The sequence below is a fragment of the Streptomyces sp. NPDC088553 genome (assembly GCF_044752965.1).
In the GTDB taxonomy this organism is placed as follows: domain Bacteria; phylum Actinomycetota; class Actinomycetes; order Streptomycetales; family Streptomycetaceae; genus Streptomyces.
Window position 1 is genome coordinate 65,738 of the sequence record NZ_JBIVMG010000001.1, and the last position, 23,781, is coordinate 89,518.

Consider the following 23,781-nt stretch of genomic DNA (forward strand, 5'->3'; position numbering starts at 1 on the left):
CAGTGGCGACGCAGCCAGTGTCGGTGCCCCGGTCGATGAGCCCCCGAGGCGGTGGCAGATGGGCTCTGGGAGCGCTCATGGGGCCGCGGGCGACGGCGACGGAGGTGCCGAGGGCGACCGGATCGAGGCGGCGGGCAGGCTCATGGCCACGAGAGCCTTTCCAGAGCTGACGAGCGCGACGGCGCGTGGGCGTGGGATCGCTGCTCCGGTGCGGTGACGGGGCTGTGTGTGTCGGGCGTGTCGGGGGGACCGAGCGGTCTCCGTCCATTTCGCTGTGACGGCCGCGGCTTCGGCCCTGGACCGAACCACGACCGCCACAGCGAAATGGACATGGTGTGACCAGAAGACGCAGTCGCCACGGCCACCGGCGTTTCGGCGTTGCGGGGGTGGCGGTGGCCCTCCTCTGGGGGTGTGCCACCGCTGGGAATGCCCGGCCCTCCGATGCCGCACCGGGCGGCTTCGAGCAGGCGGCCGAGCAGGCGGCAGCAGAGTTCGGCGTGCCCAAGGAAGTACTGCTCGGCGTCGCCTACGAGTCCTCGTGGTGGGAGGCCCATGACGGCCGCCCGAGCACCAAGGGTGGCTACGGTCCGATGCACCTGACGGACACGACGTCCGGGAGAACGTACGACCATCGCCCGGGCGAGGGGCCGGTGGACGCCACGGGCACCGACGACCCGTCCGAGCACACGTTGGAGGCCGCCGCCGCGATGATCGGCGTCGCGCCCTCGACTCTCAAGCGGGACGAGCTGCAGAACCTTCGAGGCGGCGCCGCGCTGCTCGCCTCGTACCAACGGCAGATCACCCGTGAGATGTCACCCGACCCGGGTAGCTGGTACGGGGCCGTGGCGCAGTACAGCCAGGCCGCCGACACCGCCACGGCCGGACGGTTCGCCGATGGCGTGTTCACAGTGATCCGCACCGGCAAGCAGAGGGTGCGTAAGGACGGCCAGAGGGTTTCCTTGCCGGAGACGCCGTCCGTCCGTCCGACGAGGTCACAGCTCGCGTCCCTGGGGCTGCGTACGACGGCCGCGGCGGCGGTGCCGGAGTGCCCCGGCGAGCTGAATTGCCGGTTCGTTCCCGCTGCCGCCTCGAACTACCAGGTGTCCACGCGGAACTCGAACGGCATCGACGTCGACTTCATCGTCATCCATGACCTCGAAGGGTCCTACGACGGAGGAGTCAGCTGGTTCCAGGATCCCGTCAGCGGGGTTTCCGCGCACTACGTGATGAAGGCCGACGGCAGTGCGGCAACGCAGATGGTCGCCACCAAGGACATCGCCTTCCACGCCGGAAACTACTGGATGAACCTGCACGGCGTCGGTATCGAAATGGAGGGATACGCCGCCCAGGGGCCCACCTGGTTCACTCCCGCCCAGTACAAGGCGACTGCCGCGCTGGTGGTCTACCTGGCGCGGCGCTTCGATGTCCCGCTGGACCGCAAGCACATCATCGGGCACGACAACGTCCTTCCGCCGAGGCCGGCCCGCGCGCCGGACGCGCACTGGGACCCCGGACCCTACTGGGACTGGGAGAAGTTCATGGGTCTCCTCGACGCCGATCATCGCCAGGAGCGTGAGGCCGAGGGCGGAGAGGCGCGCGGGAACATCGGCATCGGAGAGGCGGTCACGATCGCCCCGGCGTACGGCGAGAACGTGCAGACGGTGACGGTGTGCGCCCCGACGTGCCGGTCCCAGACACAGCCTTCGAATTTCCTCTACGTGCGCACGGAACCCCGCGCCGACGCTCCGCTCGTGTCCGACCTCGCCCTTCGCCCGGACGGCTCTGCGGGAAGCGACCGCATCGACGACTGGGGATCCACCGTGATGTGGGGGCAGGATTTCGTGGTCGCCGACACGCGAGGGGACTGGACGGCGATCTGGTTCGGTGGGCGGAAGGGATGGATCCACAACCCGGCGGGCGTGAACACCCGCCCCGCGCCGGACGCGCGGATCGTCCGTCCCGCGAGCGGGGCGACGTCGGTCTCCGTCTACACAACGGCCTACCCTCGAGCAGCCGAGTACCCCCAGGGACTGCCCGCATCGGCACAGACGCGATTCGACGTGTACGCGTTTCCCCAGGGGCAGGCGTACGTGGCCGCTCGCACACCGGTGGACGCCGACGACTTCTTCCCTGCCACACCCACGCGCCCGGAGGTTGTGGTCACCGGTGACCAGACGTATGACGTGATCCAGTACAACCGGCGCCTGGCTACCGTGAACACCGCGGAGACAGGCTGACCTGATCACCCAGGAGCCCGTGGCCAAGCCCATTCGGGCCGTCGCCTGGCTTGGCGAACGTGATCGGGTTGAGGGCCTGTGGTGTCGGGGGGCGGAATCTGTGCGAGAGCCCGTTCTCGTGAACAGGACCAGGTTCGGTTCCGGGAGCCGAACGGCCGTGTGTTCGGCGGATCATCCGCGGTCGAGCCGCGGCAGCGACGCACAGAGGCGCGCGGGCAGTTCCGGCAGGACTTTGTGGATGCCCGCGCAACCCGCGTCGCCGTTCGTGGTGACCGGCCGCCAGCCCGGGGCCTCGGCCCTGTAGAACCAGCGCTGGGAGACACCCGAGGAGGAGCAGCCGTCGCCGGCGTCACCGCACACCGGCCCCATCCGGGTCGACAGGTCCAGAACCAGCCACGTGTCGTCGCAGCCTCGTTCCTCCCAACTCGTGTGCTTGGGGATGTCCGTGTCGTTGACCGCCTGCTGGTACGAGGCCGAGGTGCAACGCGGGGGCGTGGGGTCGCAGCCGTTCTCACCGCACTGCCTCAGAGCCGGCGGGGTGGCACCGGCGGTGGTGTACACGTCCCGGCTGTTCACCATGACCTTGCGGGAGTTCAGAGGCTCGCCCAGCTTCACCGTGGCTTCGCCCCGCCGCGTCCCGGTGCACCCGGAGTCCCGGTCCAGGGAACGGGTCTCGAACGTGACCCTCACGTACATCGTGCCGTGCTCGACAGTGTCGAGTTCACCGCGCAGGCCGCGGACGCAGTCGCGTGGACCGTCAGGGACTTCGGCGTCGACCACCAGAGACCTGCCGCCGTCGGCGGTACGGACACCGTCTATGCGGATCGGCGCGGCGAGCGTCCAGGCTGACTCCGCGCCCGGTGCCTCCTCCACGGTCTCGACCGTCTTGGAACCGCAGCCGGCGAGGAACGCCAGGGCCGTGCCGAGCACGACCATACGTATGCCCCACTGCCCCATGCCCATGCCCCCCCATTCGCCGAAGATCGGCAGCCTAGCGTGCCCCGGGATGCCCCTCGCAGGCTCCTCCCGGACAGCACGTGACGGCGGTTCGATCTCAGGGCCTGCCGTTCGATCGCGCGGGGTGGGCCGTCCGCAAGGACCCCTGGAGCAGCATCGCATCGTGCGTGAAGCACACCGGGCGTCCCTGGACTCCCCGGGCCTCCCTCGCGATGGCCGAGGTGGACAAGACGTGCGAACAAGCCGTCCGGTGGGAGGCGTTCGACGAGCATGCGTTGCGCCGCACCGCATGCCGGGGGTGTCACGGTGGCCGGAGAAGTGCTCGGCGTGGACTGATCCTCCGAACATGGTCTGAGAACTCCTCACAAAAGTAGCGGACTTGACCCGGTCGAGGGGCGATGTCGCGCACGAGGCTGTCGCGCAGCGGGACCGGTCAGCCGCGTGATCGCATGCGACAAATCTGGCGACGTCAGCGATCGTCTCCGGGATACTGGGCGCCCATGGATGAGGTCAAAGTCGTCGCCGCCCATTCCGAGCGAGCCACCCTGCGCGTCGGCGACGTGTTCCTGAAGGTGGACGCAGATCAGGCGCGTATCGACGTCGAGGTCGAGGCGATGTCCCTCGCGCCGGTTCCGACCCCGGAGGTCCTGTGGCGCAAGCCGCCCGTGCTCGCGATCGCGGCGGTCTCGGGGACGACGCTCGGGCGCCTCGGCGGGCCGTCGACCGGTTCGTCGGCGGCGTGGGCCGCGGCGGGTGCCGCCATCCGGAAGCTGCACGACGCGCCGCTGCCGCCCCAGCCCGGCCGGGCCGGGCGGAGCATCGTCGCACTGGCGGCGGAACTCGACGACGAGTGCGAGTTGCTCGTGACGAAAGGTCTCCTGCCCGCCGACCTGGTCACCCGCAATCGCCGGGTCGCCGAGGCCGCGCTCCGGCCGTGGACTCCGGCGTTCACGCACGGCGACCTGCAGATCGCGCACGTCTTCGTCGACGGCGACGAGGTGACGGGCATCATCGACTGGTCCGAGGCCGGCCAGGGTGATTCCCTGTACGACCTCGCCACCTTCACGCTCGGCCACGAGGAGCACCTCGACGACGTCCTCGCCGGCTACGGCAGCAACGTTGACCTCGACGTGATTCGCGCGTGGTGGTCGTTGCGAAGCCTGCTGGCAGTTCGCTGGCTGGTCGAGCACGGCTTCGACCCGTTCGCGCCAGGTTGTGAAGTCGACGTGCTGAGATCCCGGATGTGAGGCCGTACCGCAGGGGTGGACCATCGAGAACTCGGCGTTCGCCGACCACTGGCGGGAGTGAGTCGAGTTCAGGTGTCTGGTCCATGGCGTCGGCTGGGGAGAGGAGAGGCGCGTGTCCCAGGAGGAACGTGACTTCAGGCTGGGCCTCACGGGCTTGACCGGTGCGGAGCGTGAAGCTCGGGTGCGTCTGCTGACCGAGCGCGTGGCGCGGGAGGCCGCTGCGGCGAAAGCCGCACCGCGGGCCCGGCGTTCAGAGCCTCGCTTGACGCGGGACCCCGTGGCGGAGACGGACTGAAGCACACCGCGGGGGCGGGAGATCCGGGCGCTTGCCCAGTGAGGGCGGGCCCCTGCGCGCCCTCGGAGCCGTGTCCGTCGTCGCGCTCCGGGGACCTTTCGCGGCGGCTCTTGCGGCCGCTTGCACCGCCGTACGTCCAGGCATCGAGGCGCCGGGGCGTGCGGTTCCGGGCCTGGCCGCGCGGCACCGCACGCCCCGCCCCCCGGCTCGTGGGCCGCGCGGGTGGTCGGCGGAGGTCCCCCGCCGGAAGTTGACGGCGTTTCCGTTGCTGAGGCCGATGAATCCGGCCGAAACCCTTCCGACACGCGGAGGTCTATGCAATTTTACATGTCACACATCATCGTCACGTTTCCCCGACACGTGGCTTCAACGGCCCCGGAGGCCCCCACAGATGCATCCGTTCCGGATATCGAGAGCCCACGCGCGCAGACTTCCCGCACTCGGCGCAGCCGTCTTCATCACGCTCGGCCTGTTCACCCCGCAGAGCCAAGCCGCCTCCGTCGGCGCCACCACGCCGGCCCGTACGACCACGCAGGGACCCACGGCCTCGGCGCCCCGGTCGATCCCGGTGCCCAAGTCGCCCGACGCGATGAGCAACAGCCCCCGCTTCCGTATCTCCTCGCAGGACAGCGCCGAGGAATCCGCACCGGCACCCGCCCCGACCGTCCCAACCGTCAAGGTCGGCGCGGTCGACAAGCTCGACAAGCAGTCCTCCGGCGCCGCGGCGGACGAGTGCGGTGACCTCTCCGGCGTCATCAACGCCACCGGCAGCGCGCTGGTCCAGCAGCTCACGTCCCTCCCCCGGATCAACTGCACGTACCCGCTGTTCGGCCTCACCGGGGAGAACGCTCGCAAGGCCTTCCACGAGGCCCAGATGGTGACCGTCGCCAACGCGCTGCGCGCCGCCTCCGCCACGTACGCGGGCAACAACAACGCCGCGATCGGCCAGCTGGTGCTCTTCCTGCGCGCCGGCTACTACGTGCAGGACAACAACGCGGACGTCGTCGGCGACTACGGCACGGCGCTGGACACCGCGGCGCGTGGCGCGCTGGACGCGTTCTTCGCCTCCCCGCGCAGCAGGGACGTCACCGACGCCAACGGCGAGATCCTCAACGAGGTCGTCACGCTGATCGACAGCACCCACACGGCCGGCCGGTACGCCGGTGTCGTCAAGTGGATGCTCGGCCGGTACGACGGTGCCTGGCCGGGTCAGATGAACCTGGCCATGCAGCACGTCGAGTGGGTCGTCGAGAACGGCTTCAAGGCCAAGGACGACGGTCGCGGCTGGCGGGCGGCCCTCAAGGCCGACCCCACGATCCTCGACACCTGGGCCGGCTTCATCACGCGCAACGGCGCGCAGCTGAACCGCCTGGACGTCGTCAGCAACGTCGGCCGCTACCTCGGCTACGCACTCGACGTGCCCGAGCTGAAGGACCGTCTCCGGCCGCTGCTGAAGGACCTGATCAACCGCTACCCGAACGTCGGCCCCACCGCGCCGATCACCATGAACCTCGGCTGGTACACGCGCCAGTACGACAGGAACAACTGCGCGGCCTACGCCATCTGCGACCTGGGCGAGCGCGTGCTCCCGGCGATCCTCCCGATCCAGCACACGTGCACCCCGGGCTTGAAGATCCGCGCCCAGGACATGTCCCCGGGCCAGCTGGCGAGCACCTGTACCAGCCTCGTCAACCAGGACGCGTACTTCCACCGGATCATCGGCGACAAGGGCGCGATCCCCGGTGACGTGAACACCAACCTGGAGGTCGCCGTCTTCGACGACTACACCCAGTACGCCCTGTACGCCTGGGCCATCTACAACATCGACGTGGACAACGGCGGCATGTACGAGGAGGGCGACCCGGCCACCGTCGGCAACCAGGCCCGCTTCATCGCCCATGAGGCCCACTGGCTGCGCCCGGACTTCCAGATCTGGAACCTCAACCACGAGTACACCCACTACCTCGACGGCCGCTACAACATGTACGGAGACTTCGAGGCGGGCATGACCACGCCGACCATCTGGTGGGTCGAGGGCATCGCCGAGAACATCTCGTTCGGCTACCGCGGTGAGCGCAACGCCGACGCGATCGCCGAGGCCCGCAGGAACACGTACAAGCTGAGCGAGCTGTTCGACACCGTCTACGGCCAGGGCGAGGATCCCGAGGTCAACTCGAACCGGGTCTACCGCTGGGGCTTCCTCGCGGTCCGCTACATGCTCCAGGCGCACCCGGCCGACGTCGAGACCGTGCTGAACGAGTACCGCGCCGGTGACTGGACCGGGGCGCGCACCTTCCTGAAGGAGACCATCGGGACCCGCTACGACGCGGGGTTCGCGACCTGGCTGACGACCACCTGCGCGACCGACGACTGCGGTCCGCTGCCGGAGGCCGCCTCGACCGCGCCCGCTCCGCTCTGCACGATCAGCGACTCCCGCCAGTTCGACCAGAACTGCCGTCGGGACAATCTCGCGGCCGCCACCGGCAACTACAGCTACCACTTCGTGTACCTGCCCGCCGGCGTCAAGCAGCTCACCATCACGAGCAGCGGCGGCACCGGCAACGCCGACCTGTACTACGGCGGCGGCAGCTGGGCCACCACCGGCAGCTACGTGGCGAAGTCCGTCAAAGCCGGCAACGGCGAGACGCTGACGATCGACAACCCGCCGTCCGGGTGGGTCTACTTCAGCCTCGCCGCCGCGCAGGACTTCAGCAGTGTGAGCCTGTCCACGCAGTCCAAGTGAGCCGGATGGCCAGGGCTGGCCGGGCCGGGTTGGTCGGTCTGGCCTGCCAGCCAGGCCGGCAGGCTGGCCGACAGGCCGGGTAGACCAGGCCGGCTGGGCCGGCTCAAGGTCACGGGATCACCAGGCGGGCGACCTCTTCTCCCGATGCTGACCACTTCACGCGGCGGGCCGGCACCGCTCCCGGCGTACTTCGTCGGGAACGGTGCCGGTCCCTCCGGACACCGGCCCTCCTGCGCAGCCCTCCCCTCTCCCCCGCCACGCCAGCCGGTCAAGGCCACCACTGCTCCGCATCCGGTGTCTTGGTGGACCCTTCGTTCCTGCTCGCGAACGGCTCATGGCAGGCTCATGCCACCCATCCAGCCGAGGAGGAGTCATCCGCCAGCGTTTCTGGGCGACCGTGTCGGTCGCCCTCGCCCTTGTGTTCTCAGGCATCGCCCCCGCCGCCGCCGAGGACGTGCCACCCGTCGTCACCGGTGCCGTCTTCAACAACCCGAAGGGGACGGCGGCCGAGCAGAACGCCGTGAAGAACCACATCATCGAGGCGATCGACAACACCCAGGGGGGACGCACCCTGCGGGCGGCCCTGTACGTCATGCAGGACCAGGACTTCACCGATGCCCTGGTCGCCGCGCACGGGCGCGGCGTCAACGTCCGCGTGGTCCTGGACCACAAGTCCGTCGAATCGCCCAACCCGGGGCCCGCGCAGGACCTGATCGCCGCCCTGGGGACCGACAGGTCCCAGGGTTCCTGGGTACAGGTGTGCACCGCGGGCGGCGCCTGCATCGCGGCGGGCGGCACCAACCCCATCAACCACAACAAGTTCTTCACCTTCTCGCGCGTCGGCGACGCGGGCGTCGCCGAGGACGTGGTGATCCAGAGCTCCGCCAACCAGACGGTGTCGGCCACCACCCGGCAGTGGAACAACGCGTACACCGTGGTCGGCAACACCGCCCTCTACACGGCGTACACCGGGTACTTCAACGATCTCGCCGCCATGAGCAAGACGAGCGACTACTACCGGACGGGCGAAGCCGGTGACGCGAAGTACTACTTCTTCCCGCAGCAGAGCGGCGACGTCGTGCTCGGGTTCCTGAACAACGTCTCCTGCACCGGGAACACGACCACCGGCACGACCTCCCACAAGACCATCGTGCGGATCTCCGCGTGGGCGTTGCACCGGGACGAGATCGCGACCAAGCTGCGCTCGCTGGCCGACCAGGACTGCTGGATCGAGATCGTCTACAAGGACTCCAACGACCTCCCGACCCTGCAGGGCCACGCCCGTATCAAGCCCTACCACCTCGACGCCGACGGCTACTTCGTCCACTCCAAGTACCTGCTCGTCGAGGGAAACTACGCCGGCCACCCGGACACGAAGTGGACCTTCACCGGCTCGCACAACCTGGACACCTCCTCCCTGCGGGAGAACGACGAGGCGCTGATCCGCCTCGCCGGCGCGGCGGCACACGATGCCTACAAGGCGAACTTCCTCGCCATGCGGGCCGAGGCCGTTCTGCAATGACCGGTCGCTCGGTGCCGTCCGGCACGCCGGACGGCACCGAGCAGCCCGGGCGTCTCGACGGCCCCGCCGGGGGTGCCCGGGCGACGCGAGCACGCGACGGTACGTCAACCGGACAAGGCGGGCGTGTGCCGGTGCCGGTCCCTGGCCAGAGTGTGGCGGGCAGCGTGAGGTGGGCAGCGTGTGGCGGGACGAGGACGTCGATACGAAGCGCAGGAGGCGAGGTGGCAGGATGACTCGGTGTCCGACTCGTTGCATGAACCGTGGCTCCGCGGCATCGCCTTCAATCCGGCGGCGCCCTCCGACGTCCTGATACGCCTGGTGGATCAAGCGGCCGGTGAGGCCTGCCTGCTGATGTGCCAGGGTCGTGACCTGCCCGACCCCGTCATCGACACGACTCTTCGCCACCCGGTCGTGAAGATCCGGCGCGCGCTGGCGGGCAACCGGCACATCGACCCCGCACGACTCGCCCCCTTGGCCACGGACCCGTCGGGACTCGTCCGCGGGCGGCTCGCCGGCGGCGCCCACCCCCGTCCCCGACGGGTCCGGCCGCTGCCGGACGACATTCTCGTCACCCTCCTGACCGCCCGGGACGGGGGCGAGGACGGCATGCTCACCGAACAGGAGATCGTCCAGGAGCTCAGTGCCTCCTGGCAGATCCCTCAGTCCTTCTACCGCTCCATGGCCGAGCACGAGCATCCCAAGGTCCGTGAACACGCGATCTGGAGATGGCAGTCGCTCACCGACGCCCAGCGAAGCGCCCTGCTCGACGACCCCGACCCCACGGTTCGTAAGAGGGCGAAAGAAAGCAGCTGGGAGCTGGACGGGGCGGCGGTGGAGGCCATGCTGCCGTCCATCGGCTCGCACAGCAGACCCCATGTGCTCGGCACGTGTGCCCTGTCCCCCGCGCTCATCGAACAGTGCTTCGCGGACGGCAGGGTGTACCCCTTGACCTGGAACCGCCACACCCCGGCCGACACGGTGAATCGGCTCGCCCGCCACCCCGGAGCAGACGTACGCGCGATGGTCGCAGCCCGGCCCGATCTCGCACCTGGCGTGGCTGCGGAACTGAGGGAGGACCCGGACGAGGACGTGCGGACGCGTGCACGCCTCCACCCCTTCACCCGCACCTGGGACGAGTACGAGGCGATCCACCGGGTCGACGGGCACGGCCCCGACTGCACCTGCCCGATCACCGAGCTGTCCACCGCCCCGTCGCCCGACTGGTTCGCCGCCTGCGCGGTATCCCAGGAGCCGGTGCTGCGCCGGGTTGCGGCGAGCTGGCCCGGCCTGCCCGCACAACTCGTGGCGACACTCGCGCAGGACGACGACGAGGAGGTGCGGATCCGGCTGGCCTGCCACCACCCGCTCGCTCCACCGCACCTCCTCCTGGACGTCTTCGTGACCCGCCCGGCCCACCGCCCGCACCTATTGACCCTGCCCGCGTTCCCCCGCACCGGCCGGGCCCACCTCATCAGCCATCCCGACCCACAGGTACGGGCCCTGGCCGCAGGTGATCCCGCCTTGCCCGACCCCCCGGTGCACGACCCCGACCACGCGGTACGCCGTGCGGCCGCCGCCAACCCCAGCCTCACACCCGGGGCCCTGGAGAATCTCCTCACTGACCCCAGCACTGCCGAGGGCGCCGCGGCCAACCCATCGCTAGCCGTCCCCCGCATGCACGCACTCCTCGACCACTGCCTCGGCACCACCACCTGATCAGCAGCAGCCCAACCGGCTCGACAGGCACACTGGCGGAGCTTCGGTACGTCCAGCTGCCGTCGTCTCCAGACCGCAGCTGTCTGGACTCCTCCGGTCTCTGGGTCCCATCCTTCAACGAACTGCGTCGGCGACCGTTCCTCCCGCTCGCCCCGCTCTTAGCGCTCTCCACGTCAGGGCGACGCGGGCTGCCGAGGGGAGCGCAGGACGAGCAGGGTGATCTCGCTGGGGGCGAAGACCCGGAAGGGCGGGCCCCAGAAGCCGGTGCCGCGGCTGGTGTAGAGCAGGGTGCGAGTGCCGTGGTGGCTGAGGCCGGCGACGGCAGGCTGGTCGAGGCGTACCAGGTGGTGGAAAGGCCAGATCTGACCGCCGTGGGTGTGACCGGACAGCTGGAGATCGATGCCCTGTGCTGCCGCGCGCTCGATGAACTTGGGCTGGTGGGCGAGGAGGAGGACAGGGAGGTCGGAGTCGGCACCGTGCAGGGCTCCTGCGAGGTGGGCTCGGTGCCCAGCCAGCCCGGAGGCCTCGGCGGTGACGTCGTCGACGCCGGCGACCACGAGGGTGTCACCGCCGCGTTCGAACAGCAGGTGCCGGTTGCGGAGAGGCTCCCAGCCCAGCTCGCCCATCAGGTCGACCCATCCCTGGGCCTCGCTGTAGTACTCGTGGTTGCCGGTGACGTAGACACGGGCCCACGCCGCCTGCACGGTGCCCAGCGGCGTGGCCTGGGCGCGACGGCGTTCGGCCGTGCCGTCGGCGATGTCGCCGGTGTGGCAGACCAGGTCGGCTTCCAGGGTGTTCACCGTCTCGCAGACCCGTTCCGACCAGCGGGCGCGGTCGAGCGGACCGTAGTGGGTGTCGGTGATCAGAACGACCCGGGTGCCATCCAACCCGGCTCCGAGACGCGGGAGTTCCACGTCGAGCCGGCGCACGCGTGGCACGCGCCTGGCCTCGACGTACCCCCACGCGAGCAGCACCGCGGAAACGCCGAGGACGGACCAGGTGACGATGCGCGCGCGGTCCTGTCCGTCGCCGACGCCTGCCACGGTCAGGGCGAGCCTCAGCAGGACGCCGAGCAGGACGGACCAGGTGAACAGGACCCAGCTGCTCCCCAGCAATGTGTCACCGACGATCGCCGCCCGGTCGTGCTGGCGCCGGCCGTGGCCGCGCATCATGGCGAGCGGCATGCCGATCAGGCCGAGGGCGAACAGGGCGGTGGAGATCAAAGTGCCGGGGAGCGGCCAGTGCTGACCTGAGTACACGAGGACCCAGCACGGCACGGTCCACAGCAGGACGGGGGCGATCAAGGGGAGGTAGCGCAAGAGACGCTGCAGTCGGCTCCTTGGCTCCCGTCGAGCTTCGGTGGCGGCGGATCGGGGGGCGCTGGTCTCGGTCACGCTTCATCTCCTGGGGCTCTGTCCGGAGGGCCGCACCCGTAGCGGATCCGGGTGGTGGCCACGGAGCGGTCGTCGTACCAGCCATCCGCCCGTGGCCTCGACATGATCTGCCATCCGGCCTGGGGCGGCCGTACGCGGCAGCGTCAGCTGTCCTCCGTCAGCCCCCGTTCCATGACCTGCTCCAGCCGTGCTCCCGCCCGGTCCGTTTTCTGTCGTGCCCGCTCCCCGCCCGTCGAGGCCTTCTCCAGCCGCAGCAGCGCCGTGCGGCCGCGCAGGGTCAGGGTCATCAGCTGGTTGCCGAACCACGGCCCGCCCGCGCGCTCCCAGCGCACCGCCGGGCGTTCGACACGGCCATGGCGGGCCAGGAGGTGTCCGATGCCCCGCGCAAAGCGGCTCCAGCCGAAACGGAAGCCCACCCGCATCGCCATGGGTACCGAGTTGTGCAGTGGTGAGCAGGTGAACTGGAAGACGCGGGAGCGCGGCTGCTGCCCGGCGGGCCAGACGGGCTCGGCCACATACGCGTGGTGGACGTCCCCCGACAGCACGCACACCGTCGCCGGGGCGGCGTCGAGCCGTCCCACCTCCGCGACCGTGTCCGTCAGCCGGTGGAACGAGGCGGTGAACGCCGCCCAGTGTTCCAGGTCCGCGCGCCGCCGCAGCCACTCGCCGAACCGGGCCCAGCGCGGGCCGCGCTCGCCCCGGCACAGGGCCGCGTGCCAGCCCTCCGCGAAGTGGACCATCGGTGGCAGCAGCCACGGCAGCGAGGTACCGACCAGCAGGTGGTCGACGCCGGCGGGGTCGTCGAAGGCCTGCGTCCGCAGCCAGTCGGCCTCCTCGGCGTCGAGCATCGCCCGGTGCTGCTCCTCCAGCACCCGCGCCGCCCGCGTGTCGACCATCAGCAGCCGGGTGCGGCCGAAGTCCCGGCGGTAACTCCAGCGCACCGACGCCGGATCGGCGTCGGCCCGCTCCGCGAACGCGCGCAGCACCTCGGTTCCGTCGTCGGCGGCGAGGACCGCCGCGTACAGCGTGTCCTCCGCGAGCTCGGCCGGGGAGAGGTTCCCGATGTGCTGGTAGACCCAGTACGACATCAGGCCGCCGGTGATCCGCTCGTGCCACCACGGCGTCGCCCGCATCTCGGCCACCCAGGCAGCGCTGGTGTTCCAGTCGTCGATGACGTCGTGGTCGTCGAAGATCATGCAGCTGGGTACGGTCGACATCAGCCAGCGCAGTTCGGGATCGCCCCAGGACTCGTCGTAGAGATGGGTGTACTCCTCATAGTCGGCGACCTGGTCCGGAGGGGCGTCGGAGCCGGTGCCGGCCGACCGCCGGTGCCGGGCGATCCAGTCGCGGGTGGCGGCTGACGTCTCGTCGGCGTACACCTGGTCGCCCAGGAGGACCAGCACGTCCGGGCGGCCGTCCTCCGGGTCGGCGGCGAGCCGGGCGGCGAGGGTGTCGAGGACGTCGGGGCCCACCGGATCGGCCCCGCCCACGGCGGGCGCCGCCCACCGGCACGAGCCGAAGGCGACCACCGCGCCGGTCGCCGGGACCGGCGGCGTGCGCAGGGTACTGGGCGGCAGGGGCGAGTCCGCCAGGGGCCAAGCCCGCTCGCCGTCGAGCACCACCTCGTACTCCGCGGCCGACCCCGGGGTCAGACCGGTCACGACGACCAGCGCGTAGTGGTGCCCGGCGACGAGGAACGTACGGGCCGAACCCCGGCCGCCGCCCTCGCACCGGATCTCGACCGTGCACGCCCGGTCGGTCTCCACCCACACCGTCGCGCTCGTCCCCGACTCCCAGTCGACGTACCGCACCAGCGGCCCCAGCCGTAGACCGGCCATCGCGCGTCCCCTTCCGCCACCCGGTACGCGCCGGCCCGCCGTACGGACCGACTCTTCGTACAGACCGGCCCACCGTACGGACCGACCCTTCTCACGGACCAGCCCACCGTACGGACAAGCCTTCCTCGTACGGTACTGAACGGGGCCGCCGACAGCGCCTCCGTACCACCACGGCGCATGGTCACGTCCGGTACGGCCCGTGGTCGGCAGGGCGGCGGAGGGGGATGGGTTTCCCGACGGCGTAGGGCTGCGGGGACGGCGTCGGGGCGTCGCGGCCTTCGAGACCCTGGCCTTCGGCGGTGCCGGCTCAGGTGGCGGGGCGGGATCCGGGTGTGTGGCCGAAGGTGCGGCGGAAGACGTCGATGAAAGTGCTGGCGGATGACCAGCCGCAGCTGTGGGCGACGGTGGTGACGGGGGTGTTGTCGGCCAGGCGGATCAGGGCGTGGTGGAGCCTGATCTGGGTGCGCCATTGGGGGTAGGTGAGGCCGAGGTCGTCGTGGAGGCGGCGGGAGAGGGTGCGTGCGCTGGCGCCGATCTGGCGTCCGAGGTCGTCGAGGGACCGGTTGTCGGCCGGGTCGGCGCGCAGGAGGGCGTGCAGTTCCCGGAGCAGGGGGTCCGTGGGGGTCGGCAGGTGCAGGGGCTGTTCGGGGGAGGTCTTGAGTTGGTCCAGCATGACGGCGCGCAGGCGCAGGTGGGGCGGGCTGTCGTTCCCGGGGTCGCGGGTGTAGGCGACGATGAGTTCGCGGAGGAGGGGGCTGACGGCGAGGACGGCCGGTTTGTCGAGGCCGAGGGGATTCTCCGTGGCGGGCAGGCCGACGAGGTGGAGTTCGAGTTCGCCGTGGGCCTGGTGCTGGTGGACCGTTCCGGCGGGGATCCAGATCGCGCGGGTGGCGGGGGCGACCCAGGAGCCGGCGTCGGTGGTCACCGCGATGGTGCCCTGGCTGGCTAGGCGATCTGGTGGTCGTCATGGCGGTGTGCGTCGATCTCGCCGCCGGGCGCGAGACGCTGGGTCCGGGTCGGCGCAACGGGGGTGTGGCGGATTTTCTGCATCACCTGGCAACCTATCGGAAGCGCGACAGCGGGCGTGTCTCCCAGCATGGGACGGGTGCGAAGGAATACATCGATCTCCCTGCTCGCCGTGGGACACGCCTGTGTCGACATCTACCAAGGCGCCGTCGCGGCGCTGATCCCGTTCTTCGTAGCCGAACGGGACTACACCTACGCGGTCGCCTCCGGCATCGTGCTGGCCGCGTCCGTGTTGTCATCAGTGGCGCAGCCGGTGTTCGGCGCGCTCACCGACCGGTGGGCCATGCCGTGGCTGCTGCCGGTCAGCACGCTGCTGGGCGGCGCGGGCATCGCGCTGAGCGGCTTGAGCGGCTCCTACGGACTCACTCTGGCCTTCGTCGCCATTTCCGGGATCGGCGTGGCCGCCTACCACCCGGAGTCCGCCCGCGTGGCCCGGCTGGCCGGCCGCGGCAGCCACAGGGCGATGGGCTGGTTCTCCCTCGGCGGCAACATCGGCTTCGCGCTCGCCCCGATCATGGTGTCGGCCGCGATCGGGCACGGCTCACTGCGCTGGACACCGGTCCTGGTCCTGCCCGCGCTCGCCGGCGCGGCCCTGTGCGTGCCCGTCCTCCGGATGCTCGCCCGTCCTCGGGCCGGCACCTCCAAGGCGCCGACGACGGTGCGCGCCGACGATGTGGCCTCGTTCGTGAGGCTGTCCTTGGCGGTCGTCTTCCGCTCCATCGTCTTCACCGGCCTGAGCACCTTCATCTCCCTCTACGCCCAGCAACGTACGCAGGCCGGCACTGCCGCGGGAACCATGGCCCTGTTCCTGCTGTTCCTGGGCGGCGCGGTCGGCTCGGTCCTGGGCGGATCCTTGGCCAGCCGCTACGACCGCGTCCGCGTCTCCCGGTGGTCCTACCTGCTCTCGATCGCGGCCGTCACCGGGGTGATCTACACGCCGGGCCCGGCGATGTTCCTCTTCGTGGCCCTCACCTCCGCGGGCCTGTACGTCCCCTTCTCCCTCCAGGTCACCCTCGGCCAGGACTACCTGCCCTCCCGCATCGGCACCGCCAGCGGCGTCACCCTCGGACTCACCGTCAGCATCGGCGGCCTCGTCAGCCCCCTGCTGGGACACCTCGCCGACTCCACCTCCCTGCAGACGGCCCTGACACCTCTGATCGCCATGCCCGCCCTGAGCTGGCTGCTGTTCCGCGCCCTGCCCGAACCCACCGCCCCCGAGCCCCGGACCGCCGCACCCGTACGGCAAGACGCGTAGACCTGCACGGATCAGCGGCACGCGTACGGCCTGCCGGGCGGACGGGGACGTGCCTGGGCACGAGGTCCCCCACGCGCTCGTCCTCTGGCTCCGCAAGCATGCTCAAGATCACTTGCCGGACAGGATCTAGGCGGGACTGGCGGTGCTGGCGGTGCTGGCGGTGCTGGCGGTGCTGGCGGTGGGGGTGCTGTTGGTGGGCAAGGCCTGCTGGTAGAGCGCCACCAGCACGCCGTGCACGGGCTGGTCCTCTGGACTCTCTTCGGCTTCGTCGACGAGTCGGGTGAGGGTCTCGCCGAGTTCTCTCGCCTTCGCGGGGCTGAGACGAAGGTGGCGCAGTGTCAGGTGGGCGTCGACGGGTGAGCGGTCCAGTTCCTGGGCGACGGCGGTGAGCATCGCGGCGGTGCCTGCCGCTTGGGGGTGGGCGACGATCATGTGGCGAGCTGTGCGCTGGTAGTACTGCTCGGTGCCGCCGCGGACCTGACGGGTCTCGGCGATGTGGATCAGACCGGCTTCGCGGAGGACTTTGAGGTGATGGGCGACATTGCCCTTCTTCGCGTCGAGTTGCGCCGCGAGCTGGCTGGTGGTGGCGGGCCGGTGGCCCAAAGCGAAGAGCAGCCGCTGGCGCAAGGGGTGGGCGAGTGCCGCGAACTGCTCGGGCGCGCCGATCTCCAGGACGTCCTCGGGGGGTGGCAGGTAGGCCGGCTGATCAGACATAGCAAAAGTGTCTAAACTCTTTGACGCTTACGCAAGGGTGGTGCTGTAATCCCTGCCATGACGACTTCAACGATGCTTGTCCCAGCCCCTGTTATCGACGAGACGGCCCGGCTGGTGCGTGAGCAGTACGTGTTCCCCGAGATGGCCGAGCAGGTCGCCGGCCTGCTGCAACAGCGCCTCGCCGAGGGCGCGTACGACGTTGACAGTGCCGAGGAGCTCGCCCGTCTGGTCACCGCGGACCTGCAGTCCGTCAACGGCGACCGGCACCTGCGGCTGAAGCACCACGCCGACCCGGTGTCCCCGCAGCAGGGGGCGGCCACCCTGGACGCCATGCGCCGGGACTTCGACACCTCGCTCGGCGGTGCGCCCCTGGTGCAGCTGCTCGGCGGAGGCGTCGCGGTGGTGGAGCTGGCACCCATGCTGTTTCCGCTGGAGTGGGCCGCAGAACCGCTGAGCGCGGCGCTCACCCTCGCCTCCCGCGCCGAGGCACTGATCGTGGACCTCCGTGCCAACCGTGGCGGCGACCCCGACACCGTCGCCTTCGTCTGCAGCCACCTCCTTGACCAGCGCACCCACCTCAACACCATGCACTGGCGCAGCGGCGAGCGCATTGAGCAGTCCTGGAGCCAGCCGCACGTTCCCGGCGCCCGCTTCGGCGGCAGCAAGCCGCTGTACGTGCTGTCCAGTGCCAGCTCCTTCTCCGCCGCCGAAGAGCTCGCGTACAACCTCCAGCAGCTCGGGCGTGCCGTGGTCGTCGGCGAACGCACCCGCGGCGGGGCACACCCCTGCAAGGGCTGGACGGTGCACCCCCACCTGGAAGTCACCGTTCCGATGGGCCGGGCTGTCAATCCCGTCTCCGGCACGAACTGGGAAGGCACCGGTGTCCAGCCGGACATCCCCTGCGCTGCCGTCGACGCCCTCGACCAGGCGCACGCACTGGCCCTGGCCCGGCTGGCAGGCTGAACCGGCCCACCGGTCCAGCTCATCGACGGCACACGCTCAGCGCCCCTCCCCCTGACCACACAGCGGCCGATGGCGCACGCGCAGATCCTCTGACGTCAGCGGCCGGCATCGGCGGCGGGGCGTCTCCGGCGGCCTCCGTGTGCTCACCGCGCACGACTTCATTCCCTTCAGGGACCCATTGCCGGCGTACAGGCGAACGTGCAGGGTGGCGTACGGATGAACGGGCTCTGCACATGGCCGCGAGGCCCTCGCGCGTGCGGGGGCCAGTTCGGTGCCGCGGTTGCGGCGGATCGGCAACTGCCGGCTCCCGGGCCGGGGGTTGGTGAGGTCGATGACGGCCCAGTCGTAGAAGCGGTGGCCCTCGGCTCCGACCCCTGCGGACAGCTTCCGCCAGGCTCTCCTGGCCACCTTCCTGGCCGACGTATCCGCGCGGAACTTCCCGGAGCCTGTGGTGACTTCGTGCGATCAGGCCACCGCTAGGACGTGGCCGGTGCCGCGTTCCTCCAGCGCGGCGCGCAGCCTCGGGTTGCCGCCGTGGACCTCGTCTCCCGCGACCCATGCGGCCCGATGGCCGGCGTCCAGGAATCGGGGGACCATGCGGGCAGCCAGCTCTGGCTTGGTCGCGAACTCCGTCCTGTCACCGAGTCCGGCGACCCGGCAGCGGTCGGAGGCCGGAGGTCCAGGAACGCGGAACATGGAGTTCCCGGACGATCGCCGCGTGCCCTCGCGGGAGCGAGTAGGCGACGTAAACGGCTAGGAGTGTCTTCTGGATCAAGTCCGGGGGAGAGTAATGCCTGGTCTGGGGGAGGCTAGCCCGGCATCATCACGGCATGGGTAAGGACATCTGGGGCTTCATCGAGTGCCACCGTGACTATCGAGATCATGAGATGGACTCGTTCTGGCATGCCACCATCGACCTGGACCACCTGAAGGTGCCGAGGAACTACGAGACCTTCGGCTGTCTGTTCGGCGTCTGTGACAACGAACAGTTCGTGCCGGTGGCTCCTGTCCGTGGACTGCCCGCCGACGCGTCGAACCGTGTCCGCGACGGCCATGAGACGACGGCCGGGCGAAGCGCGAGCTGGGTCAGCTGGGCAGAGATCAAGCGGGTCGACTGGGATGAGGAGTCCGCCGAGCCGGATGCCTACATCCGCGAGTACTACCGTGATCCGCAAGGCGACTGGCAGTTCCTCCAACGGCACCACTCCGCCCCTCAGCGATTCGTCGACCTCTGCGGACAGCCGGCTCACATCGCGGTCCGACCCAAGCTGCACTTCCCGGAGGGCTCCCAGTGGATCGATGGAGACCAGATGTTCCGTGTTGAGCGTCTCAGGCGCCGCGACGCAGTGCCGGACCATGAGTGGGGCCCCGTCTGGACCGTCATGCGCACCCTCGCCGAACTCCACGGGGACGACGACGTCAGGCTGGTCGTCTGGTTCGACGACTGACGTCACCTCGCGGCCCGGATGAAGATCCCGGCGATGTGGACCCTTCTGACGGGCCCCGGCGGTGTGCTGATGAGCGCGGACGATCGTGGAATCGACCGCGACGACCCAGTCGAGGTCGCCTTCGGCGCCGGCATGGGCGAGCAGCGTGGTGGAGACCTTCTCCCAGGTCCCGTCGGCGGCCCACTTCCGCAGCCAGTTGTGGGCGCGCTTCCACGAGCCGAAGTGCTCTGGCAGGTCCGTCCACGGTGTCCCGGTGCGGTACTTGAACGCGACCGCGTCGATCACCTGCCGGGGATCACACCACCATCCACCCCGCCGAGGCGTTCGGTCCGGCAGCAACGGCTCGATCCTCGCCCACTGGGCAGCACTCAACGACGTACCAACTTCCGGGTCGGCGCCGGGATTCGACCCGCGTGAACCGTCCCCCTATCCGGCTCATCAGGCTCTCGAACACCTCCTGCCAGGGGGAGGGTTACGCTGTGACCTGCGGCCACCGCGTGGTCTTCAGGCTTCACGCACCGATGATCAACAGCGGCGGCACCCGTCTTCACACCGCGTCAGGCCGGCGCAGCGTCTGTCTGCCGTCCTGTGTCTGGAGGACTTGTGCAACGTGGCGAAGTCTGGTGGGTCCAGTTCGACGAGCGGAGGTTGGTCGTACTGCTGTCGGGAGACGACGCGTCCGGGATCCGGGTGATGCAGGTCGTCGCTCCGGCGGGCGTCGACATGAGCGGTCTGGGCATCGAAGTGACGGTGGGCTCCGGTGAAGGAGTGCCGTTCGAAGGCGTGCTGCGGCTCGCGTTCCCGCGTCCGGGCTTCACCCCTTGCACGTGGCTGACCACTGTGTCGCGGGACGAACTGATGGAGCGGGCGGCCGTCCTGTCCTCGGCGAAGCTCAGCGAGATTGACAATGCCCTCCGACTCGCTGAACAAGCGCAGGAGCAGACCCCGGCAACGACCGCGAAGCTCAGCGAGATGAGGGAGGCCCTCCGTCTCGGTGAACTCGGGTAGAGGGAGCAGGAGCCGACGGCGTGGGCGGTCTCGGCCAGATGGCCGACGCGGTCCGACGGTCGCCTCGGCGCCCCTCACCATCGCGATCACGATCTACGGCTGGAGTACTACGGGCTGCCCCATGAACGATCTCTGCTGAGGGCTGCCCGGGACAGTCAGGGTGATCGGCATGCGGTAGGGCGACGTCGAGCAGGTCGTCGCATGGCCAGGGCTCGCCGTCGTACTGGCAATCATCACAGTTGTCCCACGGTAGTTCTGGGTCGCCTACGGCGGGACGGAACTCATGGCGGGCGAGCACGCGTCGCTTCGCCTCGACCTCTCGTCGACACCTCGGACGTCATCCTCGACCCGGCCCCGCGCGGGGAGATGATCTCCGGCGGGGACTTCGGCCGTTGTCCGACTGGCGACGTCGCCATCAGCAGCGATCCCGCACCAGCCACTACCAGCGACAAGCCGCATGCCAGACATGAAGATCGCGATCCACAGCTGGAGTACTGGGGCCCACCGGGGAGGGGACACCTTCGCGTCTCGGTGCGGCGGTGCTTACGGTTTGTGGGTTACCCAGAGCATTTCTGCCGGCCAGCGGTATGCCCAGTCAGGCGGGTCGGTTTGGTTGTAGCCGTTGGCTGTTCCGGGGTCGGGCCGCGGCTCGATGAGGTCGTCGATGACGAGACCCGCGCCGCGCAGGACCCTGATCCAGTCGCCGTAGGTGAGCTGATAGCTGACCGCGCCCTGGCCTTCTGCGATGGTGTCCAGCCCGAAATAGTCCTTGTGCAGCGTCGTGGTTGCGCGGCTGGCGGCTTCGTCGTAGCAGGCTTCGAACCATGGGCTGGCGACGTTGAAGACCAGGCGCCCACCGCGGCGGAGGATGCGTGCGGCCTGCGGGACAGCCAGGTGCGGGGGCGCCCAGCTGAGCCCGCCGTAGTCACAGAACACCAGGTCGAAGCTGTCGGCGGCGAAGGGGAGGTGTTCGGCGGCGCCTTGCACCAGCGGGTAGCGGGCCGCACCCATCGCGCGAACTGCCGCGGCGAGCTGGGATTCGGACAGGTCGAGCCCGACCACGGTCGCCCCCTCGGCGGCGAGCGTCCTGGACCACTGGCCGGCGCCGCAGCCGAGTTCGAGGACGCGCTTGCCGGTGACGTCGCCCAGGGCACGCAGGTGCGCGTCGGGGATGGCGTACGTGCCCCACAACCGGGGCGTTGCGCCAATCTGCGGGTCGTGCCTGTGCTGGTAGGCGCTGCTGATCTGGTTCCAGAACCGCCGGTTGGCAGAAATGCTGTCCACGCGCCGACTCAAACACTGCCTGCCTGGGGCGGTCAACACGATTGTGCTGCGACCGGGATGGTTCACCGGTTCACGGGTGTCCCGTCTGGCCGCCGATGACGACGCTCTACGAAATCGGCTACCCCTGCCCAGGGGTGACCCCACGTCTGCTCGCGATACCCCTGTCTGGGGGCACTCGTATTGCTACGGCAGACAGACATGTAGCGCTGCGTGATCGAGGTCGAACGGCGCGAGTGGAGCCGGGAGGAGGCGTTGACCTGCTCAGATATGACGGCCGATACGCCCGGGGTCCTGTGCTCGCGGCCACCGACCCTACCGACACCCCGCCCGCCCGCCGGCAGAGGATTCACCGTCCAGGAGTTCGTACGGCGCCGTCTGCGGCCCGAGCGCGGGCCAGCGACCGGGTACGCGCCGAAATGCTTCTGAATTTCAGCCAATGAAGTCCCGGTGGAGACGGACGGTGATAAGAGTGTGCGGTGAATCCGTAAGCAGTCTCATTTCGCACGACGTGGAGAGTGACGAATGCGCAGATTTGCTCGCGCTGCCTGTTCTTCGGCGGTGCTCATGGCCTCGATCGTTCTCGGAACGCCGACCTCGTCGGCGGCGACCTCGCCGCTGGACGCCAGCACGATCACGTTCAGCGGAACACCTGACGGCACGGTCAAAACCACCCGGAAGGTCAGCGTTCCCGCAGGTGGCGGACTGGGCGTCTACGGCAAGAACACCGACAGCAGCGCGGACCTGTTCCACACCCGGCTCGAATTCGACATCTACAGCGATGATGGCCGGAATGTCACCGACCAGTTCGTGACCGACTACCTCAATATGGGGGAAGTGATCAATCAGCGAGTTCCGGTCTCGAACGCCCACAGCTACTACATCCGGGTCGAATGCAAGGTCATCATCGGCATCGGATATGACGGCTGCGACGGTACTTTCACCATCAGCAGCTGGGCATAGACCTATAGGCGCCCGGTGACCAAAGCGAGACGCCCCATAGGGCAGGGAGGCGGCTTGTTCCTTCGGCCGATGATCAGGACTGGTTCGCGATGCGCCGGCCGAGTTGTTCGAGGAACTCCTGCATGCTGGACGCGGCGACCTCGAAGTCGTCAGACCAGGAAGGGGTGGTGGAATTCCAGACTTGTCCGCTGTCTCCGATCGCGAACAGATGGCCCCCACCGTCGCTGGCAAAGAGCAGCGCGATCGATTCGCCGTCGATCGGAGCGGGGCCGTAGTCGCGGAAGTGCTCTGCCACCGTCGCAGGTGAGTGGATGAAGTATCCGCTTTCGACGTCGGGCAGAGAAGCCTCGCTGATCACCCAGTAGAGAGTGGTCAGGTCGGAGGGGATCGGTGTCAGATCCACGAGTGCGTCCGTCGCCTGGTGGCTGTCGTCGGTTGCGAGCATCACAGCGTTGTGGCCGGGCGGGAAGCCGTGTGTCGGGTGGAAGGACTGCATCAGCTTCGTCAGCGCCGCGTCGGCCTGCTCCCACCAGGACCTGACCCACTCCGCGTCAAGCCGCTCACCAGGCACGTTTCCCCCTCGAATACGCGTGGGACCCACCAACGCGAGGTGAGCCCGGAAGAACATATCGGAGAGCTCAGCACGGGGTCCGATCGGAAGGGGGCAACGACTTCGCCTGACCGTCACCGACCAACAGGCCCCCGATTTCAGAGATCCTCATCGCCGATGCCTCTGGTGGACCAATCGACCGATCCAGCGTCAGGAGATCTGGTGACACCAGGGGTTCACGTCGGAGCCATCGCCGACTACGAGGGCAAGAAGCGGCAGCAGATCGTCCGGCGGGGCAACACGAACAGTGTGCGCTACCGGCGGGCGATGACGCTGTCGGCCTCAGCGGGCGGCAACATCGTCCCGGCCATCGCCCGCCTGGTGGCCGCATACGATACGAGGACACGGTCCGCGATGTTGTCCACCGCTTGACACGAGGCCATCCCCGCCTACTCAACCACGGCGTTCGTGCCTGCGATTTCCCACTGATGTTCCGAGTGCGGGGCGAAGGGTTGTACTCAGGCTGCGGGTGCGCCCGGTTCGCCTGCCGGGCCTCTGCTTGCGAGCGCCAGATGTTCGGTCGAGGCTTCACCCTCCTGCGGAGACGGGTTCTCATGTCCTGAT

The 23,781-nt window shown here is 69.4% G+C and carries 16 protein-coding genes and 5 pseudogenes; 11 read left to right on the plus strand and 10 right to left on the minus strand.

Annotated elements, in window-relative coordinates; genetic code table 11:
• The first annotated feature begins 707 nt into the window (after nt 1–707).
• Nucleotides 708–2,237 carry an N-acetylmuramoyl-L-alanine amidase gene (locus ACIP8Z_RS00355; protein ID WP_402076827.1) on the plus strand — a complete coding sequence of 510 codons (1,530 nt, stop codon included), beginning with the start codon at nt 708–710 and terminating at the stop codon, nt 2,235–2,237.
• Between the two features lie 171 nt (nt 2,238–2,408).
• Here ACIP8Z_RS00355 and ACIP8Z_RS00360 read toward each other — a convergent pair whose 3' ends face one another.
• Nucleotides 2,409–3,200 (minus strand): hypothetical protein, encoded by a 792-nt coding sequence (locus tag ACIP8Z_RS00360; protein ID WP_402076829.1) that lies wholly within the window; start codon nt 3,198–3,200, stop codon nt 2,409–2,411.
• A gap of 494 nt (nt 3,201–3,694) precedes the next feature.
• Between ACIP8Z_RS00360 and ACIP8Z_RS00365 the strand changes: the two genes are divergently transcribed.
• The 4 genes from ACIP8Z_RS00365 (at nt 3,695) to ACIP8Z_RS00380 (ending at nt 10,717) form a co-directional block, all read left to right on the plus strand.
• On the plus strand, nt 3,695–4,441 hold the full coding sequence (locus ACIP8Z_RS00365; protein WP_402078836.1) for a phosphotransferase family protein: 747 nt from the start codon (nt 3,695–3,697) through the stop codon (nt 4,439–4,441).
• A 686-nt stretch (nt 4,442–5,127) separates the two neighbouring features.
• Nucleotides 5,128–7,479, plus strand: coding sequence for a collagenase (locus ACIP8Z_RS00370; protein WP_402076831.1), 2,352 nt, complete (start codon nt 5,128–5,130; stop codon nt 7,477–7,479).
• Between the two features lie 418 nt (nt 7,480–7,897).
• Nucleotides 7,898–9,001 carry a phosphatidylserine/phosphatidylglycerophosphate/cardiolipin synthase family protein gene (locus ACIP8Z_RS00375; protein ID WP_402076834.1) on the plus strand — a complete coding sequence of 368 codons (1,104 nt, stop codon included), beginning with the start codon at nt 7,898–7,900 and terminating at the stop codon, nt 8,999–9,001.
• A 237-nt stretch (nt 9,002–9,238) separates the two neighbouring features.
• Nucleotides 9,239–10,717 carry a hypothetical protein gene (locus ACIP8Z_RS00380; protein WP_402076836.1) on the plus strand — a complete coding sequence of 493 codons (1,479 nt, stop codon included), beginning with the start codon at nt 9,239–9,241 and terminating at the stop codon, nt 10,715–10,717.
• 173 nt (nt 10,718–10,890) lie between these two features.
• Here ACIP8Z_RS00380 and ACIP8Z_RS00385 read toward each other — a convergent pair whose 3' ends face one another.
• The 3 genes and pseudogenes from ACIP8Z_RS00385 to ACIP8Z_RS00395 form a co-directional block, all read right to left on the minus strand.
• Nucleotides 10,891–12,111 (minus strand): metallophosphoesterase, encoded by a 1,221-nt coding sequence (locus ACIP8Z_RS00385; protein WP_402076839.1) that lies wholly within the window; start codon nt 12,109–12,111, stop codon nt 10,891–10,893.
• Between the two features lie 143 nt (nt 12,112–12,254).
• A complete protein-coding gene (locus ACIP8Z_RS00390) occupies nt 12,255–13,949 on the minus strand; it encodes an alkaline phosphatase D family protein (RefSeq protein WP_402076841.1) in 1,695 nt (564 codons plus the stop codon).
• A 307-nt stretch (nt 13,950–14,256) separates the two neighbouring features.
• A pseudogene (locus tag ACIP8Z_RS00395) lies at nt 14,257–14,999 on the minus strand (AraC family transcriptional regulator).
• A 55-nt stretch (nt 15,000–15,054) separates the two neighbouring features.
• Between ACIP8Z_RS00395 and ACIP8Z_RS00400 the strand changes: the two are divergent.
• The gene (locus ACIP8Z_RS00400) at nt 15,055–16,230 is read left to right on the plus strand and encodes an MFS transporter (RefSeq protein ID WP_402076844.1); all 1,176 of its coding nucleotides are present in this window, start codon (nt 15,055–15,057) and stop codon (nt 16,228–16,230) included.
• A gap of 126 nt (nt 16,231–16,356) precedes the next feature.
• On the opposite strand, the gene ACIP8Z_RS00405 is transcribed toward ACIP8Z_RS00400, so the two are convergent.
• A complete protein-coding gene (locus ACIP8Z_RS00405; RefSeq protein ID WP_402076846.1) occupies nt 16,357–16,944 on the minus strand; it encodes an ArsR/SmtB family transcription factor in 588 nt (195 codons plus the stop codon).
• Between the two features lie 57 nt (nt 16,945–17,001).
• Here ACIP8Z_RS00405 and ACIP8Z_RS00410 point away from each other — a divergent pair, with 57 nt between their 5' ends.
• Nucleotides 17,002–17,907 (plus strand): S41 family peptidase, encoded by a 906-nt coding sequence (locus ACIP8Z_RS00410; protein ID WP_402076849.1) that lies wholly within the window; start codon nt 17,002–17,004, stop codon nt 17,905–17,907.
• Nucleotides 17,908–18,126: 219 nt separating this feature from the next.
• On the opposite strand, the pseudogene ACIP8Z_RS00415 reads toward ACIP8Z_RS00410, so the two are convergent.
• Nucleotides 18,127–18,679 (minus strand): annotated as a pseudogene (locus ACIP8Z_RS00415) (transposase); the annotation flags it as partial.
• Nucleotides 18,680–18,737: 58 nt separating this feature from the next.
• Here ACIP8Z_RS00415 and ACIP8Z_RS00420 point away from each other — a divergent pair.
• Nucleotides 18,738–19,355: a hypothetical protein gene (locus ACIP8Z_RS00420; RefSeq protein ID WP_402076851.1), complete on the plus strand. Its 618-nt coding sequence runs from the start codon at nt 18,738–18,740 to the stop codon at nt 19,353–19,355.
• 39 nt (nt 19,356–19,394) lie between these two features.
• On the opposite strand, the pseudogene ACIP8Z_RS00425 reads toward ACIP8Z_RS00420, so the two are convergent.
• Nucleotides 19,395–19,727: pseudogene (locus ACIP8Z_RS00425) on the minus strand (transposase); the annotation flags it as partial.
• Nucleotides 19,728–19,958: 231 nt separating this feature from the next.
• On the opposite strand from ACIP8Z_RS00425, the gene ACIP8Z_RS00430 reads away from it, so the two are divergent.
• A complete protein-coding gene (locus tag ACIP8Z_RS00430; protein ID WP_402076853.1) occupies nt 19,959–20,363 on the plus strand; it encodes a type II toxin-antitoxin system PemK/MazF family toxin in 405 nt (134 codons plus the stop codon).
• On the opposite strand, the pseudogene ACIP8Z_RS00435 reads toward ACIP8Z_RS00430, so the two are convergent.
• Both ACIP8Z_RS00435 and ACIP8Z_RS00440 read right to left on the minus strand, forming a co-directional pair.
• A pseudogene (locus ACIP8Z_RS00435) lies at nt 20,320–20,682 on the minus strand (DUF6221 family protein); the annotation flags it as partial. The gene ACIP8Z_RS00430 and the pseudogene ACIP8Z_RS00435 overlap by 44 nt on opposite strands.
• A 224-nt stretch (nt 20,683–20,906) precedes the next feature.
• Complete coding sequence (locus tag ACIP8Z_RS00440; RefSeq protein WP_402076856.1) at nt 20,907–21,647, minus strand: class I SAM-dependent methyltransferase; 741 nt, start codon at nt 21,645–21,647, stop codon at nt 20,907–20,909.
• Nucleotides 21,648–22,211: 564 nt separating this feature from the next.
• Here ACIP8Z_RS00440 and ACIP8Z_RS00445 point away from each other — a divergent pair.
• The gene (locus ACIP8Z_RS00445) at nt 22,212–22,607 is read left to right on the plus strand and encodes a hypothetical protein (RefSeq protein ID WP_350716650.1); all 396 of its coding nucleotides are present in this window, start codon (nt 22,212–22,214) and stop codon (nt 22,605–22,607) included.
• 73 nt (nt 22,608–22,680) lie between these two features.
• Here ACIP8Z_RS00445 and ACIP8Z_RS00450 read toward each other — a convergent pair whose 3' ends face one another.
• Nucleotides 22,681–23,178 carry a hypothetical protein gene (locus ACIP8Z_RS00450; protein ID WP_402076859.1) on the minus strand — a complete coding sequence of 166 codons (498 nt, stop codon included), beginning with the start codon at nt 23,176–23,178 and terminating at the stop codon, nt 22,681–22,683.
• 156 nt (nt 23,179–23,334) lie between these two features.
• Between ACIP8Z_RS00450 and ACIP8Z_RS00455 the strand changes: the two are divergent.
• Nucleotides 23,335–23,615: pseudogene (locus tag ACIP8Z_RS00455) on the plus strand (hypothetical protein); the annotation flags it as partial.
• Between the last annotated feature and the right edge of the window lie 166 nt (nt 23,616–23,781).